Below are 19,447 nucleotides of genomic sequence, written 5' to 3' on the forward strand. Positions count from 1 at the left end.
ATTAAAACCCGCAGGTGCCAGGTGTCAACAGGGGAGAGGTTGCAGGATTAGTCTGTGACCATGCGAAATGAGATCACGCCCGTACGACACGGCACCATGCGGGCCCGCAACCTGGCCGTGGTGCTGGGCGAGATCTCCCGTCGGCAGCCGGTCAGCCGCGCCCGTCTCGCCGACGTCACCGGCTTCACCAAGACCACCGTATCCAGTCTCGTCGCGGCGTTGAAGGACGCCGGCCTGATCCGCGAGGACGGACCCGTACGCGACGGCGAGCGCGGACGTCCCGCGACGGCCGTGTCGATCAACGGCGACCGCGTCGCCGGACTCGGCCTGGAGGTCAACGTCGACTACCTGGCCGCCTGCGTGCTCGACCTCGGACGGCGGATCCGGCACCGGCACATCGTCGCCGCCGACAACCGGGGGCGCGCGCCCGAGCGCGTCATCGGCGCGCTGACGGACCTGGCCGAGCAGGCGATCGCCGCGGCGGCGGACCAGGGCCTGACGGTCGCCGGCGCGGTCGTCGCGCTGCCGGGCACGCTGGACCGGGCCGGCGGCCGCGTGCGGACCGCGCCCAACCTCGGCTGGCGCGACGTCGCGGCCGGGGACCTCCTCACCACCGGCCTGCCACCGCTCGCGCTGCCCGCCGACCAGGACAACGAGGCGAATCTCGCCGCCCTCGGCGAGCTGTGGTTCGGCGACGGCCCGGAGCTCGGCTCGTACGTCCACGTCTCCGGCGAGATCGGGGTCGGCGCGGGCATCGTCGTCGACGGCCGGGTGTTCCGCGGCGCGCACGGGTTCGCCGGCGAGCTCGGCCACGTCGTCGTCGACCCCGCCGGCCCGCCGTGCGCGTGCGGCGGCCGGGGCTGCCTGGAGCAGGTCGCGGGCCAGGAGGCGATCCTGCGCGCGGCGGGCATCCCCGACGTCACCGGGACGTCGACCGCCGGGCCCGACGGCCCGCTCGCCGCGCTGATCGCCCTCCTGCGCGACGGCGACGAACCGGCGCTGGCCGCGGTGCGCCGGGCGGGGCAGGCCCTGGGGCAGGCCCTCTCCGCCGCGGTCAACCTGTTCGACCCGGACGGCATCGTGCTCGGCGGGATCTTCTCCGCGCTCGCCCCGTGGGCGTCCCCCGCCGTCGAGGAGGCGCTCGGCGGCGGCACCGGCGTCGTACGGCACACGCCTCCCCGCCTGACCGTCTCCCGGCTGGGCGGCGACGCCGCCGCCCTGGGCGCCGCCGCGCTCGTCGTCGAACGCGTCATGACCGACCCCGCGCTCCTTCTCGCGGACGCGTCGGCGCGGCCGCAGGAACGGTGACGGTGGGGATCCGTCAGAGTCACGGAAAACGCCGGACGGCGGCTTGTTGCCGTTTTGTGATCATCGGCCGGGCAACCGGGTGCCGAAGGGACTCGTCCTCCCTCTCGCGTGAAGATCACGCGAATCATTCCATCCGACCCATAGGTGATCACTTTGCGACGTATCACCCTCGGCATCCTCAGTGCGTCCGTGGCGATGTGCACGCTCACGGCCGTGCCGACCGCGGCGCTCGCCGACGCGCCGGTCGCGCACGCCGCCCAGGCGCGGCTCGACCCGCAGCCGATCTACTTCGACAGTTTCACCGTCTCCTACGACCCGTTCGCCGATGTGACGGTCTACGGCGGTGTGCGCAGCGATTCCGCCATTTACAGCGCGCTGCCGCTCACGATCGAGTACTCGCCCGACGGAAAGACCGGCTGGACCGTCAAGAAGAAGGTCACGGCGGAGGACGGTAATTCCTTCAACGCCACGTTCTACTACGGCCGGTCCGGCTACTGGCGGGCCCGGTTCGCCGGGGATGCGACGTACCAGGCGGCGACGAGCCCGGTCCGCAAGGCCTGGCGCTGGCGGACCGAGATTCACTCGTTCAAGGTCTCGCCGAAGAAGGTGCGCAAGAACCACTACGTGACGGCGAGCGGCAGCCTGATCCGCTGGTTCAGCGACACGAAGCGCGGCGGCTACTCGGGCCGGAAGGTGCGGATCGTCTTCCGGTTCAAGGGCAAGAAGACCTGGTACCACCTGGCGTGGGCCAAGACGAACAGCAAGGGCAAGTTCTCCAAGAAGGTCCGCGCGTACGGCAGCGGCTACTACGCGGCGGTTTTCGAGGGCGGCAGCGGAACGTTCGCCTCCGACTCGGCGAACTCGCCGTACGTGAAGACCAACGGCCTCACGGGCGGGTCCGTCATCGCGCAGGCGACTCCCGGCACGGTCGTGAACCGGACGCCGGTGCTGTCCGGGCCGTTCGTTACGGGAGGCTCGGCGGCCGCTCGCCGGGACTGACAGGCTGAGATCACCGGACCGGCCGGGCGCCGACCACGAGTCGGCGCCCGGCCGGTGCGTCTTTGTCGGCCGACCATACGATCTTCCTGACACCAAACCCGGGCTTGGTTCACCGCGCCGCGCGGGCCGGGTAAGGGGTGATCAGGGTCATCGGCGTGCGAGCCACCTCCAACGCCCGCTCGGGAAAGCGGGAGCCGGCGGTGTAATACCGTGCGCGAGTCCGCCCGACAGAGGACAGAACGTCCGACGCCACGAGGTCCCGCAGGTCACGTTGTGCCTGCTGGAGACTCAGGCCTTCGGCGTGCTCGTATCGCAGGCGCCGGACTCTACCCGTCATCGCGACGTCGTGTAGGGCGGACACGACCCGCTCGTCCATTCCCTCGGCCGTGGCGAACGCGGAGAGGATCTCCAGCACCCGGCCGGATCGTTCCAGACGGTTGCGCACCGTCTGGGTCTGCTGGTGGTAGGCGGTGAGGTTGAGCCGTACCCAGCCGCTGACGTCCTGGTCGGGTAGGTACTCCGCGCCGCGTCGCGCGAGTTCCCGGTAGTACTCCCAGGTATTCCCCGGTCGGCCCAGCCACGCTTCGATCGATGAGAACTCCGGAGCCAGGGTGCCCTCTCGCGCGATCATCAGTGTCTGCAGGGAACGCGACATGCGACCGTTGCCGTCCATCCATGGGTGGATCGACACCAGGTGGAGATGCGCCATCGCGGCTCGTATCAGCGGGTGGACGTCGTCGTCCGCGTTCAGCCAGTCGACGAGTTCGGCCATCAGGGCGGGAACCTGCCGCGCGTCGGGGGCGGTGTAGGCGGCGATGCTCGGGTCGCGAGAGTCGGTGACGTAGACGGGACTTCTCCGCCACTGCCCGGCCGGCTTCCGGGGGGCGTGGCGATGGCCTTGCAGCATCCAGTGCAGGGCGTTCAGCAGTCCCTTGCTGTAGGCGAAGTCCTCCGCGTCGTGCAGTGTCTGTAGGTAGGTCATCATGTGCTGGTAGGCGAGCGTCTCCTCCCGATTCTCATCGGAGACCTCGACGTCGCGTTCCCCCTCCATGAGGTCCTCGACGTCGGCCGTCGCCACGCGGAAACCCTCGATCGAGTTCGACGCGGCGACAGCGTCCGCGGTGAGAAACTTACGCAGCCCCTCCGTCCACTTCGCGGGCGTCGCGCGTACCTGGTGACGCAGTTCCTCGCGCATGCGCTCGACGTCGGCGAGTACGCGTTCGTCGGCGGACGATAGCGAAGGAGTAGGGAACAACATCCTTACATGATGCTGTGACGTAATCACCACGTCAACCACGTACGCCCTGCTCCGCCCCTGTCCGGAGCTCTTGAAGCTTGACGAAACGGCGATTTTGAGGCTGATTTATGTAGAATTTATGGGTGACCGCCCCGAGACCCACGCTGACCCGACGGCACGCCCTGAGCGAGACGAGCGCCCGTTCGCTGCTGCTGACCATACTCGGGGAGTTCGTTCTGCGGTACGAGGAGCCGGTCTGGACCTCGACTCTGGTGGAGATCCTCGACGAGTTCGGCGTCGAGGAGAAGTCCGCCCGGCAGGCGCTGGCCCGTACGGCCGCCGACGGCTGGCTCACCTCCGAGCGGGTCGGGCGGAGCGTCCGCTGGTCCCTCACCCCTCCCGGCCGGCGACTGCTCACGGAGGGCGGGGAGCGCATCTACGGCTTCGGCGCCGAAGCCTCCGCCTGGGACGGCGTCTGGCTCATCGTCTACGTCTCCGTCCCCGAGTCCAAGCGCCGGCTCCGTCACCAGCTCCGCACGAAGCTGAGCTGGGCCGGCTTCGGATCGCCCGGACCGGGGATGTGGATCGCGCCGTCGTCGGCGCGGGAGACCGAGGCGCGGTCGGTCATCGAGGGCCTCGGGCTGCAGGCCGGCGCGATGTCGTTCACCGCGCGGTTCGCCGGGGTCGGCAGCGAGCACGCGATGGTCGAGCGGGCCTGGGATCTGGACGGGGTCGCCGCCGAGTACGAGGCGTTCATCGACGAGTTCGACGCGCTGCGTCCCGCCTCACCTGAGTCGATCATGCTGGCGCAGGCGCGGCTCGTGCACGAGTGGCGGCGCTTCCCCTTCCTGGACCCGCGGCTGCCCTCGGCCCTGCTGCCGGCCGGCTGGATCGGCGCCCAGGCCCGCGAGCTGTTCGCGGCCCGGTACGCCGAGTGGCACCCCGTCGCCCAGCGCCGCTGGCGCGAGCTCGCCGCCGGCTGACCGGACGCGTTCCCGCGACGGCGGCCTCTCACGCCGGCTCGAACGCCCGGACCTCGCCGGCGAGTCGTCCCGCCCGTCCCCACCGTGGAGCTCGCGGCGCGCGGCCGCGAGGCGGCACGGCCACCGGTACGCGGGGCCGCGGTGACCGTGAAGCCGCCCACCACCGGCGTCGCGGATGGCGCGCGCGGCGTTGATCAGGCCGACGTGGCTGAACGCCTGCGGGAAGTTGCCGAGCGGCTCTCCCGTCGAGGTGTCCACCTCTTCGGCGAGGAGGCCGACGTCGTTGGCCTGCGACGCGGCGGTCCGGAAGACGCGCTCGGCGGGCCCGCGCTGCCCGGTGAGGGCGAGCGCCTGCGCGAGCCAGAACGTGCACAGGAGGAATGAGCCTTCTCCGCCGGGCATCCCGTCGGGTCCGGTGTAGCGGCGGACCAGGCCCCGTTCGTCGGTGAGGCGTCCGGCGATCGCCGCCACGGTGGACCTGACCCGCGGGTCGTCGCCGGGAAGGAATCCGACGATCGGGATGGTCAGCGCGGACGCGTCGAGTTCGGTGCCGCCGAACGCCTGGGTGAACGTGCCGGTCCGCGGATTCCAGCCCTCCGTCAGGATCGCGTTCCGGATCTGCGCGCGGACCCGTCTCCAGTCCTCGACGCGGCCGGTCGCCCGCAGGACGGGCGCCAGGGCGATGGCGCGGTCCAGCGCGACCCAGCACATGAGCTTGGAATGCAGGAAGTGCCGGTTCGGCCCGCGGACCTCCCAGATCCCGCGGTCCGGTTCCCACCAGCGGCGGGCGGCGGTATCGGCCGCGTCGCGCAGGAAGCCGCGGGTGATCGGATCAAGGCCGTTCTCCGCCGTGTCGCCGGACAGGTGATGCGCCGCGTCGAGCATCTCGCCGTAGACGTCGAGCTGGCGCTGGCGCCACGCGTCGTTGCCGACGCGCACCGGGGCGCTGTCACGCCACCCGGTCAGGTGGGGCAGCGGCCGCTCCGACAGGTCGCATTCGCCGCCGATGCCGTACATGATCTGAAGGTCGACGCCACGGTCGAGCTGGGTGGCGGCGGCGCGGGCGAGGAAGCCGAAGAACGCCGCCTGTTCTCGCTCGCACGACGAGGCGGTGGTGAGGGCCTGCACGGTGAGGCTGGCGTCCCGGATCCACGTGTAGCGGTAGTCCCAGTTGCGCCCCCCGCCGACGCATTCGGGCAGGGACGTGGTGGCGGCGGCGACGATCGCCCCCGTGGGGGCGAACGTCAGTGCGCGCAGCACCCGCCCGCTGTGTCCCACCTCGTCCTGCCACGGTCCCTCGTAGCTCGTGTGCGCCCGGGACCAGGAGCGCCAGCCGGCGATCGTGTCCCTGACGCGGCGGTGGACGAGCCGCGGAGTCCAGCACACCGGTTCGGCCTGCCAGCAGGGGGCGGCGTGCAGGGCCATCGAGAGACGTTCCCCGGCTCTCAGCGTGACCGTGGCGTGCGCCGTCGAGCCGCTCACCCGAAGGTCGACGGGCGTCGACAGGGTGAGCACCTGCGCGCCGCCGCGGGCGATCAGCACCCCGCGCGAATGCTCCAGGCGGGGATGGATCAGCCCGAACTCGGGGCGGGGCGCGTAGCAGACCTCGAGGTCGACCCGCCCCTCGACGCAGGTCGCCTCGCGGAGCAGGACGCCGGGCGAGGACGCGCCCAGCCCGTGCCCGCGCTCGCGGCCGCCCAGGGCGAGCGCGTCGACCAGGACCACCGTGCCGCCCCGGGTACGGAAGGTCGTCTCCAGGACGAGGGTGTCGTCGAGGTACCGGCGGGCGACCCGCGCGGGAGCGGACGGGCGGATGGACCAGTGCCCGGCCTGCTCGTCCAGCAGCCTGGCGAAGATCGCCGGACTGTCGAAGCGAGGTGCGCACAGCCAGTCCACCGAGCCGTCCGAGGTGACCAGGGCGGCCGAGCGGCAGTCGGACAGGAGGCCGTGATCGCTGATCGGCCGGGTGCTCATGCCACACCTCCTATCGGCGGGCGCCACATGCGGGCGACCGTCTCGGACGGGCCCGTGGCGGCCCGGGGTCGGGTACGGAGCCGCAGTGGGCGTCCGTGTGCCGGTGCGGTGCGATCGCTGCGCCGTCCGGCAGGAGCTCTCCGGTGTCGTCGAAGAGGACGACGCCGTTGCACAGCAGACTCCATCCCTGCTCGGGGTGGGAGACGACGGTGTGCGCGGCGTCCCGGTCGACGGCGTCGGCCGGTGGACAGTGCGGTCGATGGCGGCACATGGCAAACCTCCGAGCTGGTGAGCGCCTTTCCCTAAGAGCGCCTTCGACAAGAGATAGGCGCACGGGTTACAGCCGGTAGATCCGCCGCGGAGGCGGCTCGGACGCCTGGTGTAACCCCCCGGCCTATCTCAGGTGGAAGGTCCGCGAAGTGCGGATATACGACGACGTCCGCAGGGCGGAGATCACCGCCCACGCGGAACGGGGGGAATACCGATGAACCGCATATCTCTCGCTCGTGGGCGGCCATGGCCCGCGGCGCTCATCGCCGTCGGCGGGATGCTCCTGCCGGCCGCCTGCGGTTGGGGGCAGGACACCGTGAGCTCACCGGCGGCCCGATCCGCGCCCCGGGCCGACGCCCCGGCAGGGACCATGCCGGGAATGCGGATGCACGGCGGCTCCGGGTCCGGCGCCGCGCCCGCCGCCGCACCGGTCGCCGCGAACTCTGTGTCGATCAAGGGCTTCGCGTTCGCGCCGGCGTCGGTGTCCGTCAAGGTCGGCACCACGGTGACCTGGACGAACAAGGACGAGGAGCCGCACACGGTGGTGGCGAACGGCGGAGCGTTCCGCTCCGCGACGCTGACGCCGGGCGGCGCGTTCCGCCACCGGTTCACCAAGCCCGGAAGCTACCCGTACGTCTGCTCGATCCATCCGTTCATGCGCGGAACGGTGGTGGTGACGCCGTGAACGCCGAGAATGATCCCGCCGGCATGACCCGCCGTCAGTTGCTTCGGCACAGCGCGTGGTTCGGGGGAGTGGTCGTCCTCGCGGTCGCCGGCGGCGAGGTGGTCAGCCACGTCGCCGGATCGAGCGACGCGCTGCCCGCGAACGCCGCGCTGCGGTTCGTGCAGATCAGCGACAGCCACATCGGCTTCCACGGACCGGCGAACACGGATGTCGCCGACTCGTTCGCCGACGCGCTGCACCGGGTCAACGCGCTGCCGCACCGGCCCGACTTCGTCTTCCACACCGGAGACCTGACCCACCTGGCCACTCCAGGGCAGTTCGACCAGGTCAAGCAGATGATGACGACGCTGAAGACGGGACACGTCTTCACGGTGCCGGGCGAGCACGACTCCATCGACGACGCGGGTCAGAAGTACCGCCGGGCCTTCGGCGCCGGGACGCGCGGCGACGGCTGGTACAGCTTCGACGTGCACGGCGTGCACTTCATCGCGCTGGTGAACACGCTGCACATGAGCAAGCTCGGGCATCTGGGCGCCGAGCAGCTCGACTTCATCCGCAAGGACGTGGCCGGGCTGTCCAGCGACACGCCCATCGTCGTGCTCAGCCACATCCCGATGTTCGCGCTGTACCCCAAGTGGGGCTGGGCGACCGACGACTCCGTACAGGCCCTCGCCCTCCTGCGGCGGTTCGCGTCGGTGACCTGCCTCAACGGTCACATCCACCAGCTCTTCACCAAGACGGAGGGCAACGTCACGTTCCACAGCGCCACGACCACCGCCTATCCGCTGCCGCACCCGGGCGACGGCCCGGCACCCGCCCCGGTCACCCTGCCGGCCGGGCGGTTGCGGCACGCGCTCGGGATCCGTGAGGTCGGCTACGTGCGCGGCCGGCACGCCCTGGCGATCCGCGACAAGAGACTCGGTTGAGTCCCCGGCCCCGCCACCGTGCGACGATGGTGAAGGGGACTGGTCATGGACCGCTGGATCCCGGGACGGCGCGAACGCCCGGGGCCGGACGCCGAGGCTCCCGCTGAACACCGCCCGCCGCTGCGCCTGGTGGAGGGGGAGGCCTACACCGGCTGGGAGGCCATCTACCTCGACAACGTGCAGCGGATCTACCGGTTGATGTTCGCCAAGGTCGGCAACCGGCCCGACGCCGAGGACCTCACCGCCGAGGTCTTCCTCACCGCGCTGCGACCGCTGCGCACCTCCGCGAGCGTGGGCGAGGTCCGCGCGTACCTGCTCGTCACCGCCCGTACGGTGCTGGCCGCGCACTGGCGTCGCACGCTCGGGCGCGAGATCACCGGCATCGACCTGGAGCGCGTGGCGGCTGACTTCGGGCGGCCGCCCGAGACCGGCCGTTCTCCGGAACGCGTCGAGCGGATCCTGGCGGCGCTGCCCGACCGGTACCGGCGCGTCCTGGAGTTGCGCTTCCTGCGGTCCTACTCGATTCGCGAGGCGGCCCGCGAACTGCGGACCAGCGCCGGGAACGTCAAAGTGCTCCAGCATCGGGCGCTCAGGCTCGCCGCCGAGATCGTCCGGGAAGAATCTCCAGGAGACAGGAGGGGGTGGTGACCATGAAGGGCCTGCGGCGATACGTCGAGGATCTGATCAAGGGCCGCCGTCCGCATCCCTTCCCGGTCGACGACGCGGACGCGGACGCGCTCCGCCTGGCCATCGAGCTGCGGGCCGCCCGTCCGGGATCGGACGCGCCGCGCGAGGAGTTCGTCGCCGACCTGCACCGTCGCCTGGCGGAGCCGGAGCCCGCGCGGCCGCCGCTGCCGGTCCGCCGCCGGCTGGTCCTGGGCGGCGCGCTGGCCGGGGCCGGAGCCGTCGCGGGAGTGTCGATCGACCGCGCGTTCACCCGCGGTCCGACGTTCGCGGGCGACGGAACGCTGCGGCCCCTCAACGGCAGGTGGCATACGGTCGCGGCGGCGGCCGAGCTCACGGAGGGGGCGGTGGTCCCCTTCGACGCCGGCAGCATCACCGGCTTCGTGGCCCGAAGGGCCGGTCGGTTGCGGGCGGTCTCCGGCGTGTGCACGCACCAGGGTTGCCGCCTGCACGTCGAGGGCGGCGCGCGGTTGCGCTGCCCCTGCCATCGGGCGCTCTTCGCCCTCGACGGCAAGGTCCTCTACCACAGGCTCTCCGCGCCGATCCCCGCGCTCCCCCGGCTCGCCGTCCGCGAGGCGCGCGGCGTCGTCGAGGTCTACGTCACCGCCATTTAGGGCCTGCGGGTCAGGACCGGGTCTCGTCCAGGAGGTCAAGCCCGCCGTCGCCCGGAGCCGCCGGGCTACGGCCGGCTCGGCCGAGGCGTTCGCGGACGAGATAGCGCTGGACCTTCCCGGTCGCCGTCGTCGGCAGCGACTCGACGAAGTGCACCGCGCGGGGCCGCTTGAAGGACGCGAGCCCGTCCCGGCAGAACGCGACGAGCTCCTCGGCGGTGACGGCGGATCCGGGCGCGCGTACGACGGCGGCGATGGGCTTGTCCAGGCCGTCGCCGTCCGGCAGCGCCACCACCGCCGCCTGGGCGACGCCGGAGTGCTCCAGCAGCCGGGCCTCGACCTCGCTCGGAGACACCCAGATCCCGCCGGCCTTGATCATGTCGTCGGAGCGGCCGAGGAACCGGTAGGCCCCGTCCTCCTCGACGACGTACGTGTCGCCGGTGCGCAGCCACTCGCCCTGGAACACCTTCCGGGTCACCGCCGTACGGCACCAGTAGCCGGTGGCGATCGAGTCGCCGCGCACCATCAGGTTCCCGGGCGTGCCGCGCGGCACGTCGGCGCCGGAGTCGTCGACGACGCGCAGGTCGTACCCGGGGACCGGCACGCCGCTGGTGCCCGGCCGCACCTGGCCCGCGCGGTTGGAGATGAAGATGTGCAGCGCCTCGGTGGCGCCGATGCCGTCGAGGATCTCCACGCCGTACCGCTCGGCGAACCGCCGGAAGATGGGCGCCGGCAGCGGCTCGCCCGCCGACACCGCCGTACGGACCGGCGCGAACGTCTCCGCGGGCAGCTCCGCGGCGAGCAGCGCGGCGTAGAAGGTCGGCACGGCGAAGAACAGCGTCGGCCGGTCCCGACGGACGCGCTCGGCGATCAGCGCCGGCGTCGGGCGGCCCGGCTCGAGCACGGTCGACGCGCCGGCCGAGAGCGGGAAGAAGCAGGAGTTGCCGATGCCGTACGCGAAGAAGAGCTTCGGCACCGACAGGCACCGGTCCTCCGGCCCGATCCCGAGCACCTGGGCGCCGTACGTCTCGGCGACCGACCGGATCGAGGCGTGCCGGTGGACGGCGGCCTTGGGCAGGCCGGTCGTCCCGGAGGTGTAAAGCCAGAGGGCGCTGGAGTCGGGATGGGTGTCGTACGGGTCGCCGTTCCCCTCGTCGCCGACGACGGCGTCCAGCCGGTGACCCTCCGCCCAGGCGGGCGGCGTCGGCGCGTCGGGCCCGCTCAGCAGGAACGCGGCCAGTTCGGGCGCGGACTGCGCGGCCTCCTCGGCGGACGCGGCGAACTCCGGGCTGGCGGCCAGCACCCGCGCCCGCGAGTCGCGCAGGAGCCCGGCGAGGTCCTTGGCGGTCAGCATCGTGGACACCGGGACCGGCACGGCGCCGACGCGCATCGCCGCGAGGATCAGCGTGAGCAGGTCCGGGCCGTCGGCCATGGAGAGCAAGACCCGCTCCTCGGGCCGTACGCCGAGTTCGCGCAGCCCGGCGGCCGTGCGTCGGATCCGGCCCAGCAGGTCCGTGTAGGTGAGTGTGCCGCCCGGCCCGGTGACGGCGATCCGGTCGCCGTCGCCGGCCTCGACATGCCGGTCGACGAGATGGGTGCTGGCGTTGAACACCGGCCTCACGCCCTTGACTGGGGGACGTAACTCGTTGCTGAACGGACCTGCCGTCGATGCCGCGTCTCGCCGGCGCCGGGCAGTTGATGATCTTAGTCGCCCCGTGCCCGGAGCGGGGCAGAAGCGGGGGAACGGCTCTCGAAAATGTCAGTGTTCGAACGTATGATCGAACCATGGCCGAGAACGCGACGCTCGCAAGCCGTACCCGTCCCTCACTTCCGGCCCCCGAGGTGGCGGCCCTCGCCCTCTCGCTCGCCCACCTGGGCGCCGGTCCGCAGTCCGCCACGGCCCGCCGGGCCCTGCGCCGCCTGTTCGACGATCTCGACCCGGCCGAGACCGCCGGCACGACCCTCGACACCCTGGCCCGCCCGCTCGACCCGGCGACGGCGCACCGGGCCCGGACCGCGGCGGGCGCGATCACCGCGCGCCTCGTCGTCCGCCTCCACTACGCCGATGCCCGGGGTGACGTCACGGTTCGCGAGGTGGAGCCGGTGACCTGCCTCGTGCACCGTGACCACTGGTATCTCGTCGGCTGGTGCCGGCTGCGCCGGCACATCCGCGCCTTCCGCTTCGACCGGATGCTCGCCCTCGAGGCGACCGAGATCCCGGCGCGCCCGCACCGCGCCGACCGCTTCCTGCCGTTCCAGCCGCGCGCGGCGCGGACCGCGCACTGCCGTCGCTGATCCGACCGCCGCCGGGGTGGACGGGGCCGCCCGGCCCCGTCCACCCCGGCGGCGAGGACGCGTCTCAGCCGATCAGCTCCGTGCGGAGCCGCGTCTTCAGGATCTTGCCGGCCGGGTTGCGGGGCAGTTCGCCCTCGCGGAACCAGATGTGGGCCGGGACCTTGAACGCGGCGATGCGTTCGCGGAGGAACTCCTGCAGCTCCTCCGGCGTCACCGTCAGTCCCGGGCGGAGGCAGACGACCGCGCCGACCTCCTCGCCCAGCGCCTCGTGCGGCACCCCGATCACGGCGGCCTCGGCGACCGCGGGATGGTCGTACATCGCCGACTCGACCTCGGCGCAGTAGACGTTCTCTCCGCCGCGGATCAGCATGTCCTTGGCCCGGTCGACGATGTAGACGAAGCCGTCCGCGTCGATGCGCGCCAGGTCCCCCGTGTGGAACCAGCCGTCGTGGAACGCCTGCGCGGTCGCCTCGGGGTTGTTCCAGTAGCCCTTGATGACGTTCGGCCCCCGGACGAGGAGCTCGCCGATCTCACCGGTGGGCAGGTCCGCGCCCGCCGGGTCCACGACCTTCACGTCGCACACCGGGACCGCCGGGCCGATGCTGTCGGGATGCGTCAGGTAGTTGATCCCGCTGTTGTACGTGGTCACCGCCGACGTCTCGGTCAGGCCGTACCCGTTGCTCGGGACCCGCTCCGGGAGCACCTCCTTGATCCTCTCCAGCAGGGCGGGCGGAGCGGGCGAGCCTCCGTACGACACCGACGCGAGGCTGGAGGTGTCGTACTTGTCGAACTCGGGGGAGGTCAGCAGCTGCCAGGCCATCGTCGGCACCCCGCCGAACGCCGTTACCCGCTCGCGTTCGATGAGCTGGAGCGCGCGTTCGGCGCTCCACTTGTGCATCAGGACGATGGAGCCGCCCAGGACCGCGCTGGCCACGAGAACGGTGTGGCAGCCGGTCGCGTGGAAGAGCGGCAGGCTCGTCAGTGTGATGCGTCGCCCCGGGTTGGCCAGCTCCTCGATCGGGCTGCCCGCCTGCAGGCCGGCGCCCAGCATGGCGTACGCCAGGCTCAGGGTGTTGCCGGTGATGTTGCGCTGCGTCCCGAGCGCGCCTTTCGGCCGGCCCGTCGTGCCGGAGGTGTAGAAGATCGTCGCGTCGTCCTCCGGCTCGATGTCGGCGTCCGGAAGGGTGGTCTCGGTGACGTCGCCGAGCACCGACTCGTACGCCTCCGCGCCCGGCGGCGGTGTCCCCTCGGCCCGGACGACGATCGTGGCGACGCCGAGCCCGGGCAGGACGTCGGTGAGCCGGTCGAGGCGCTGCTCGTCGGCCACCAGGACCGTCGCGCCGCTGTCCCGCAGTCCGTACTCCAGCTCAGGACCCGTCCACCAGGCGTTCAGCGGGACGACGATGGCGCCGACGGCCGCGGCGCCCCAGAACGCGACGAACCATTCGGGGCAGTTGCGCATCGCGATGGCGACCCGGTCGCCCTTCCGCACGCCGTACCGTTCGGTCAGCCGGCGCGCGAACGTCGCGGCGTGCCGGAAGTGCTCCTCGAAGGTCAGGCGCTCGTCCTCGTAGACGATGTACGGCTTGTCGCCGTGCCCCCGGCTGTTCTCCAGGACGGCCCGCAACGATGGGGAAGCGTACTTCCAGACGCGCGTCCGCACGCCGCGGATGTCGACCTCGTCCATCTCGAACAGCTGTCCCGGCGCGGTCAGCTCGGCCCTGACCTCATCCAGACTCTTCATGGGCACCTCCGGACCGGAGCCTACGATCCGAATGCCGTTCTAGAAAAGTCCCCTGAGGTGGGCGGCTTCAGGGTTTGCGGGCGACTCCCGCCCAGCAGACACTCCGGGACGGATCGTCGCTGAGCGGGCTGGACGCCTGGTCGGGGCGCCACAGCGGAGTCCACACCACACCGGGCTCGACCAGTTCGAGACCCGCGAAGAACGCCTCGACCTGCGCGCGGGTCCGGACATGGGCCGAGCTGGAGGTCTTGTAGTTCTCCTCCAGGGCGGTCTCCACGTCGTCGTCCCCGTCGTCGGTGGCGTGGGAGATCACCAGGTGGCTGCCCGCCGGGAGCGGCTTCAGGAGGCGGCGGACCAGCTCGTGCGGGTCCTCGGCGGCGGGGATGAAGTGCAGGACCGCGACCAGCATGAGGCCGACGGGCCGGTCGAGGTCCAGCAGCCGGCGCAGCACGGGATCGGCCAGGATGCCCTCGGGGTCGCGCAGGTCGTGGCGCACGATCGCCGTCCCGTCGATCCCGTGCAGCATGTCCCGCCCGTGGGCGAGCACGACCGGGTCGTTGTCGACGTACACGACCCGGGACTCCGGGGCGATCTCCTGGACGACCTCGTGGACCTGCCCGTTCGACGGCAGGCCGGTGCCGATGTCGAGGAACTGCCGGACGCCCGCCTCGGCCGCGAGGAACCGGGCCGCGCGGCGCAGGAACCCGCGGTTCTCCTGGGCGGCGTCGCGCGCGCTCGGCAGGGCCGCCATGGTGTTCTCCGCCACGACGCGGTCGGCGGGATAGTGGTCCTTGCCGCCGAGGATGTAGTTGTACACCCGCGCCGGGCTGGGGATTTCAGGCCGGAACTCGTTCTGCCGGTCGTAGTCCGTCACGAGAAGCCTCATCGCCGGGATGTCGGAGGCGGTCGATTCTTCCACGAACGCCCGTGTCCGGCGGCTGGATCCGGGAACCTGCCGCCGGACACGGACGATCGGTGGGCGGCCACAGGATCGCCCACATCACCATCACATGCCTGGCCACGGCTGACAATGGGATTGCATCCAGCCATGGGATAGCATTGCGCCACGACGCTGAGGATGCAAGCCCATCGGAAAATGGGATTGCATCGCGGCGGTCCCCGGCCGGTCGTGGAAGACTCGGAGGCCTGCCGCGAAGGAGGTCGAGGTCATGGCGAACGCGGGAGCGAGCGGCCCCACCGCGCTCCGCATCCTTCTCGGATCCGAATTGCGCCGGCTCCGGGACAGGGCCGGGGTCGCCTCGGCCGAGGCCGCCAGGGCCATCGGCGGATCCGAGTCGAAGATCAGCCGGATGGAGCTCGGCCGCAGCGGCTTCAAGGAGGCGGACGTCGCGATCCTGCTGTCGCTGTACGGCATCACCGCCGAGGAGGAGCGCGACCAGTTGCTGACCCTCGCCCGCCGGGCCAACCAGCCCGGCTGGTGGCACAGCTACGGCGACATCCTGCCCTCCTGGTTCCAGCCCTACGTCGGGCTGGAGCAGGCGGCGGCCCGCATCCGCACCTACGAGCCGCAGTTCATCCCCGGCCTGCTGCAGACCGAGGAGTACGCCGCGTCCGTCATCTCCCTCGGCGACTTCCCGCCGGAGGACGTGGAGCGCCGGGTCTCGCTGCGGGCCACGCGGCAGCGGCGCTTCCGCGACGGCGTGCTGCGGCTGTGGGCGGTGATCGACGAGGTGGCGCTGCGCCGTCCCGTCGGCGGTCCCGAGGTGCTGCGCGGCCAGCTGGAGTACCTCATGGCCGTGGCGAAGCAGCCGGGCCTCACGCTCCAGGTCACGCCCTTCGAGGCCGGCGCGCTGCACGCCGCGCCCGGCGGGTTCACCATCCTGCGGTTCGCCGACCCGCAGCTGACCGACGTGGTCTACGTCGAGCAGCTCGGCAACGCGCTCTACCTCGACAAACGCGAGGACGTCGACCGGTACACCCTCGCCATGGACCGCCTCAGCGTCGTCAGCGCCACCCCCGACGAGTCCATCGATCTCATCGGCACGATCCTGGAGGGCCTGTGACGCGCACCGACGACCTGTGGCGAAAGAGCTCCAAGAGCACCCCCGAGGGCAACTGCGTGGAGGTGCGCGTCCTCGTCCGCTGACCCCGCCACCGGCTCGCTGACACGCGCGTCACGGAAGTGGAGTGCCCTGTCACGCTGCGTGTACGGTGCGGGCCGTGGAGAACCTGCGGATCGGCGTGGTCGACATCGTCCACGACGAACAGACCACCAACGACCACCTGGCCTGTGCGGTGTGCACCTGGCGGCTCGGGGTGTCGCCGCGCGAGTACGCCCTGCGCCTCGCCCGCCGCCACGACGAGTCGCACCAGAACGGACCTCGGCGCGCGCGTCCGGGCGGCGGCGCGGGCGGGCCGGGGGAGGACGCGGCGAGCTAGGGCCGGTCGGCGGTCGGTTCGGCGGCGCGGCGGGCCAGGCTCACCAGGTCGTCGGCGCGCAGGCCCGGCCAGCCGTGCACCTGCGCGCGCCATTCGTCCGGCACGGCGGACAGGCCGTAGCGCGCGCCCAGCAGCGCCCCGGCGATCGCCGCGACCGTGTCGGTGTCGTTGCCCACGCGGACGGCGGCGACGAGGCCGCCGGTGAGGTTCGCGGTGTGGGTGATCGCCGACCAGGCGGCCTGCAGCGCGGGCACGACGAAGCCGTTCGGGCTGAACCGCGACGGCGGGCCGGTCTCGGCGTCCCGGAGCCAGGCCGCCCAGTGGTTCCGCCGCTCGGCGGGCAGCAGGTCCAGGCCCTCCCGGACGCCGTCGAACGTCGCGTCCAGCACCGCCCGCCGTACGCCCGAGCACCACAGCACGCAGGCGTCCGCCGCCAGGTCGTCGAAGTGGGTGAGCGAGCTGACCAGCCGCGCGGCCTCCGCCATCCCCGCCGGGTCGGCCAGGTACGGCAGGGCCACGATCCCGGTCCGCATGAGCGAGCCGTTCCCGGCCGTGCGCCCCGTCTTGCGGTGCAGGTCGGCCGACGCCTCCCGCATCGACCGCGCGAGGCCGCCGGCGCGCGCGGTGGCCGCCAGCACCCCGGAGGTCTGCAGGCCCACGTCGCTCGCGCCCCCGTGGAACCACCGCAGGAAGCGCTCGGCGATGCCGTCGAGCGCCTCCTCCGAGCGCAGGTCGCCCGCCGTCGCGGCGACCTCGGCCACGCAGACCTGCATCTGGGTGTCGTCGCTGTACTCGCCGGGCGCGTACGGACCCAGCCCGCCGCCGACCATCTCGGGCACGGCGGTCTCCGGCAGGGGCTCGGCGAACTCGTACGGCACGCCGAGCGCGTCCCCGCAGGCCGCGCCGAGGAGCAGGCCGGCCGCCCGGTCTCGCTGATCGTTGTTGAGCATCAGGAGTACGGACGTGCCGGCGGTCTCGATGGTTCCGTCGGTCATTCCGCCGAGCCCGTGAGCCTGGCCACCTCCCGCTCGTGCGCCTCGGCGTCGGCGCGGGCCGCCTTCGGGCTCCACCGGCCCGCCAGCGGCAGCATGAGGAAGACGAAGGCCACTTCGGTGGCGATGCAGACCCACCACCAGTGCTGCCACTGGTGCGGTGCGTCGGCCGCCGCCTTCTTGATCTTGCCGAGCTCCTGCAGCAGCGCGGGCGGCGGGGGCGTGCCGGGCGGCACCTTCTTCGCCGCGGCGAGCACCTCGGGCGCCCGGGTCAGCGTGTCCATGGCGCCGACCACGTACGGGAGGACGAAGTAGGCGACGCAGACGACGATCCGCAGGATCCAGCCCCAGACGGCCAGGCCGGTGGCGGTCAGCGCGGGGTTCCGCCGCTCGACCGTCTCGGTGAACGCCGCCATCCAGGGCGTGTACGCCACTCCGAGGCCGACGGCGAGCAGGCTGATGATCCAGATCAGGGTGGACGCGCTCGTGTGCGGATGGGTGGTGCGCGTCAGGAACGCGTACGTCATCACGACCGCGAGGACCGTGCCGCCCACCATGAAGGGCTTGCGCACCCGCAGCCGGTCCGACACCACGCCGACGATGACGAGGGAGATCGCGTTCATCGCCCAGTACCAGCTGTTGACGCCGTTGGCCTTCGCGGTGGTGAGGCCGAAGTTCGAGGTCAGGTAGATGGTGAAGAACGCGACCGCGGTGTAGTAGATCAGCAGGAACACGCTGACGCCGAGGGCCGGGGCGAGGATGTTCAGCCGCAGCATCTGCCGCCAGGGGTTGCGGAGGTCGGCCTCGCGTTCGGCGGTCTCGGCCCGGGCCTCGACCAGCGCCCGGTCCGCCATGCTCACCATCACCTGGTCACGGAGCCCCGGCCGCAGCTCCCGCAGCCCGACCAGGGCGACGGCGAACGCCACGAGTCCGACGACACCGACGATGTAGTACTGGCTGGACCAGGACTCGTCGAAGTGCGGCAGGGTGCGGTTGGCCACGAAGCTGATGACCAGGCTGCCGATCACCGGGCCCAGGGTCCAGAAGCCCATCGCCGAGGCGCGGCCGATCTGCGGTGAGAAGTCGCGGACGAGGGCGGGCGTGGCGACCAGGCACATCCCCTCGACCAGCCCGGACAGGACGGCGAAGACGGCGAACGTCGCCTTGTCCGGGGCGAACGGCGTCAGGATCGCCAGGACGCCCGTGGCCAGCAGCCCGTACGTCACGAGGTTGGCGCGGCCCCACCGGTCGGCGATGCCCGCGGCCAGCGATCCGAACGCACCGACCAGGTTGGACACCACCAGGATGTTCACGTAGTAGATGAACGACATCTTGAAATGCGCGAGCATCAGCGGCGCGACGCCGCCCGCGACGTACAGCTCGTAGTACAGGACGATCGTGACGAACACCGCCACGGCCAGATAGCGGTAACGCGCCGCGGTGTCCGGATAACGGTCGAGGCCGCGTCTCCACAGCCGGTCGAGCGAGAGGCCGTCGGACGGGGACGTCGTCGGGTCGGTGGGGGCCATCGCCACCTCGTTTCCTGCGGGATTCGATGCGTGCGTACGCTCCGGAGCGCACGTGGCACCCCGCCCCCGAGGACCCGGACGACCTGTGTCATCCTGGCCGTGTAAGCGTAGTGAATGAGCGTTCATTCACAGAATGGAACCCATTAGTACGCTCGGGTCGGGCGGCAGTCAAGAGGAGGAACGAAGCCGGTGACCGAATCGGACCTGCCACTCGGAGGGTCGCGCGTCCAGCGCCGGCTCGCCGCGGCCGCGGTCGAGCTGTTCTACCGTCAGGGCGCGCTCGCGACCCCGGTGCGGCAGATCACCGAGGCGTGCGACCTGACGCCCGGCGCCCTCTACAACCACTTCGGGTCGAAGGACGAGCTGCTGTACGTCATCGTCCGCGACATCCACCTGCGGCTGGAGGACGAGGTGACCGCAGCGCTGGAGGCCGTCGCGGGGGACCCCCGCGAAGAGCTGCGGGCGATCGTCGCGGTGTACGTCCGGCGGCACGCGGACCACCGGGAGACGGCGCGGGTCGCCAACCGGGAGTACCGGCTGCTCGGCGGCGCGTGGTACGACGAGATCGTGACCATCCGCCGGCGGTTGCGCGACCGCGTCGTCGACGTCCTGCTCGCCGGGCACGAGAAGGGCGTGTTCCGGCTGGTCGGCGGCGACGGCCGGGCCGCCGCGGTCCTCACCGCCGTCCCGATCCTCGACATGTGCGTGCACATCAGCGAGTGGTTCCGCGACCGGCGGCCCGGCGCCGCCGAGCTCCAGGCCCGCTACGTGGAGCTGGCGCTGCGCATGGCGGGTGCCCAGACCGACTGA

General features: G+C 71.9%; 17 protein-coding genes and 2 pseudogenes. 11 read left to right on the top strand and 8 right to left on the bottom strand.

The genetic code is table 11. The annotated features are described in order from the left end of the window. Positions 1-60: 60 nt before the first annotated feature. Entirely contained in the window at positions 61-1,308 is a 1,248-nt protein-coding gene (locus AB0K82_RS37375; protein ID WP_364406253.1) for an ROK family transcriptional regulator, read from the top strand. A 153-nt stretch (positions 1,309-1,461) separates the two neighbouring features. Continuing rightward, positions 1,462-2,307, top strand: a complete 846-nt coding sequence (locus AB0K82_RS37380; protein ID WP_364406255.1) for a hypothetical protein — start codon at positions 1,462-1,464, stop codon at positions 2,305-2,307. 109 nt (positions 2,308-2,416) lie between these two features. On the opposite strand, the gene AB0K82_RS37385 is transcribed toward AB0K82_RS37380, so the two are convergent. Then, a complete protein-coding gene (locus tag AB0K82_RS37385; protein ID WP_364406257.1) occupies positions 2,417-3,565 on the bottom strand; it encodes a Fic family protein in 1,149 nt (382 codons plus the stop codon). A 122-nt stretch (positions 3,566-3,687) separates the two neighbouring features. Between AB0K82_RS37385 and AB0K82_RS37390 the strand changes: the two genes are divergently transcribed. Continuing rightward, positions 3,688-4,527 carry a PaaX family transcriptional regulator C-terminal domain-containing protein gene (locus AB0K82_RS37390; RefSeq protein WP_364406259.1) on the top strand — a complete coding sequence of 280 codons (840 nt, stop codon included), beginning with the start codon at positions 3,688-3,690 and terminating at the stop codon, positions 4,525-4,527. A gap of 195 nt (positions 4,528-4,722) precedes the next feature. Here the strand turns inward: AB0K82_RS37390 and AB0K82_RS37395 are convergent. Both AB0K82_RS37395 and AB0K82_RS37400 read right to left on the bottom strand, forming a co-directional pair. Beyond that, positions 4,723-6,501: pseudogene (locus AB0K82_RS37395) on the bottom strand (glycoside hydrolase family 15 protein); the annotation flags it as partial. A gap of 100 nt (positions 6,502-6,601) precedes the next feature. Beyond that, positions 6,602-6,772 (bottom strand): annotated as a pseudogene (locus tag AB0K82_RS37400) (DUF5999 family protein); the annotation flags it as partial. Between the two features lie 213 nt (positions 6,773-6,985). Between AB0K82_RS37400 and AB0K82_RS37405 the strand changes: the two are divergent. The 4 genes from AB0K82_RS37405 to AB0K82_RS37420 are packed head-to-tail and all read left to right on the top strand — an operon-like array spanning position 6,986 to position 9,680. Beyond that, on the top strand, positions 6,986-7,456 hold the full coding sequence (locus tag AB0K82_RS37405) for a cupredoxin family copper-binding protein (protein WP_364406261.1): 471 nt from the start codon (positions 6,986-6,988) through the stop codon (positions 7,454-7,456). After that, positions 7,453-8,382, top strand: a complete 930-nt coding sequence (locus AB0K82_RS37410; RefSeq protein WP_364406264.1) for a metallophosphoesterase — start codon at positions 7,453-7,455, stop codon at positions 8,380-8,382. The genes AB0K82_RS37405 and AB0K82_RS37410 overlap by 4 nt, the downstream gene beginning before the upstream one ends. 45 nt (positions 8,383-8,427) lie before the next feature. Next, on the top strand, positions 8,428-9,030 hold the full coding sequence (locus AB0K82_RS37415) for a sigma-70 family RNA polymerase sigma factor (protein ID WP_364406267.1): 603 nt from the start codon (positions 8,428-8,430) through the stop codon (positions 9,028-9,030). Positions 9,031-9,032: 2 nt separating this feature from the next. Beyond that, complete coding sequence (locus AB0K82_RS37420) at positions 9,033-9,680, top strand: Rieske (2Fe-2S) protein (protein WP_364406316.1); 648 nt, start codon at positions 9,033-9,035, stop codon at positions 9,678-9,680. A 10-nt stretch (positions 9,681-9,690) separates the two neighbouring features. On the opposite strand, the gene AB0K82_RS37425 is transcribed toward AB0K82_RS37420, so the two are convergent. Next, positions 9,691-11,298 carry a benzoate-CoA ligase family protein gene (locus AB0K82_RS37425; RefSeq protein ID WP_364406270.1) on the bottom strand — a complete coding sequence of 536 codons (1,608 nt, stop codon included), beginning with the start codon at positions 11,296-11,298 and terminating at the stop codon, positions 9,691-9,693. A 164-nt stretch (positions 11,299-11,462) separates the two neighbouring features. On the opposite strand from AB0K82_RS37425, the gene AB0K82_RS37430 reads away from it, so the two are divergent. Next, a complete protein-coding gene (locus AB0K82_RS37430) occupies positions 11,463-11,972 on the top strand; it encodes a WYL domain-containing protein (RefSeq protein ID WP_364406273.1) in 510 nt (169 codons plus the stop codon). 64 nt (positions 11,973-12,036) lie between these two features. Here the strand turns inward: AB0K82_RS37430 and AB0K82_RS37435 are convergent, their stop codons facing one another. Together AB0K82_RS37435 and AB0K82_RS37440 are read right to left on the bottom strand one after the other, a co-directional pair. Further along, positions 12,037-13,716 (bottom strand): class I adenylate-forming enzyme family protein, encoded by a 1,680-nt coding sequence (locus tag AB0K82_RS37435; protein WP_364406276.1) that lies wholly within the window; start codon positions 13,714-13,716, stop codon positions 12,037-12,039. Positions 13,717-13,783: 67 nt separating this feature from the next. Then, positions 13,784-14,635: an SAM-dependent methyltransferase gene (locus AB0K82_RS37440; protein WP_364406279.1), complete on the bottom strand. Its 852-nt coding sequence runs from the start codon at positions 14,633-14,635 to the stop codon at positions 13,784-13,786. 250 nt (positions 14,636-14,885) lie between these two features. Here AB0K82_RS37440 and AB0K82_RS37445 point away from each other — a divergent pair, with 250 nt between their 5' ends. Both AB0K82_RS37445 and AB0K82_RS37450 read left to right on the top strand, forming a co-directional pair. After that, positions 14,886-15,740, top strand: a complete 855-nt coding sequence (locus tag AB0K82_RS37445) for a helix-turn-helix transcriptional regulator (RefSeq protein WP_364406282.1) — start codon at positions 14,886-14,888, stop codon at positions 15,738-15,740. A 157-nt stretch (positions 15,741-15,897) separates the two neighbouring features. Continuing rightward, the gene (locus tag AB0K82_RS37450; protein WP_364406285.1) at positions 15,898-16,116 is read left to right on the top strand and encodes a hypothetical protein; all 219 of its coding nucleotides are present in this window, start codon (positions 15,898-15,900) and stop codon (positions 16,114-16,116) included. Here AB0K82_RS37450 and AB0K82_RS37455 read toward each other — a convergent pair. Both AB0K82_RS37455 and AB0K82_RS37460 read right to left on the bottom strand, forming a co-directional pair. Then, entirely contained in the window at positions 16,113-17,111 is a 999-nt protein-coding gene (locus tag AB0K82_RS37455) for an ADP-ribosylglycohydrolase family protein (protein WP_364406287.1), read from the bottom strand. The two genes, AB0K82_RS37450 and AB0K82_RS37455, sit on opposite strands and share 4 nt — an antisense overlap. After that, entirely contained in the window at positions 17,108-18,637 is a 1,530-nt protein-coding gene (locus tag AB0K82_RS37460) for an MFS transporter (RefSeq protein WP_364406289.1), read from the bottom strand. Before AB0K82_RS37460 ends, AB0K82_RS37455 begins: the two co-directional genes overlap by 4 nt. Positions 18,638-18,826: 189 nt before the next feature. Here AB0K82_RS37460 and AB0K82_RS37465 point away from each other — a divergent pair, with 189 nt between their 5' ends. Continuing rightward, positions 18,827-19,447: a TetR/AcrR family transcriptional regulator gene (locus AB0K82_RS37465; RefSeq protein WP_364406291.1), complete on the top strand. Its 621-nt coding sequence runs from the start codon at positions 18,827-18,829 to the stop codon at positions 19,445-19,447.

This window comes from Actinoallomurus sp. NPDC052274 (assembly GCF_040679475.1).
GTDB classification, from domain to species: Bacteria; Actinomycetota; Actinomycetes; order Streptosporangiales; family Streptosporangiaceae; genus Actinoallomurus; species Actinoallomurus liliacearum.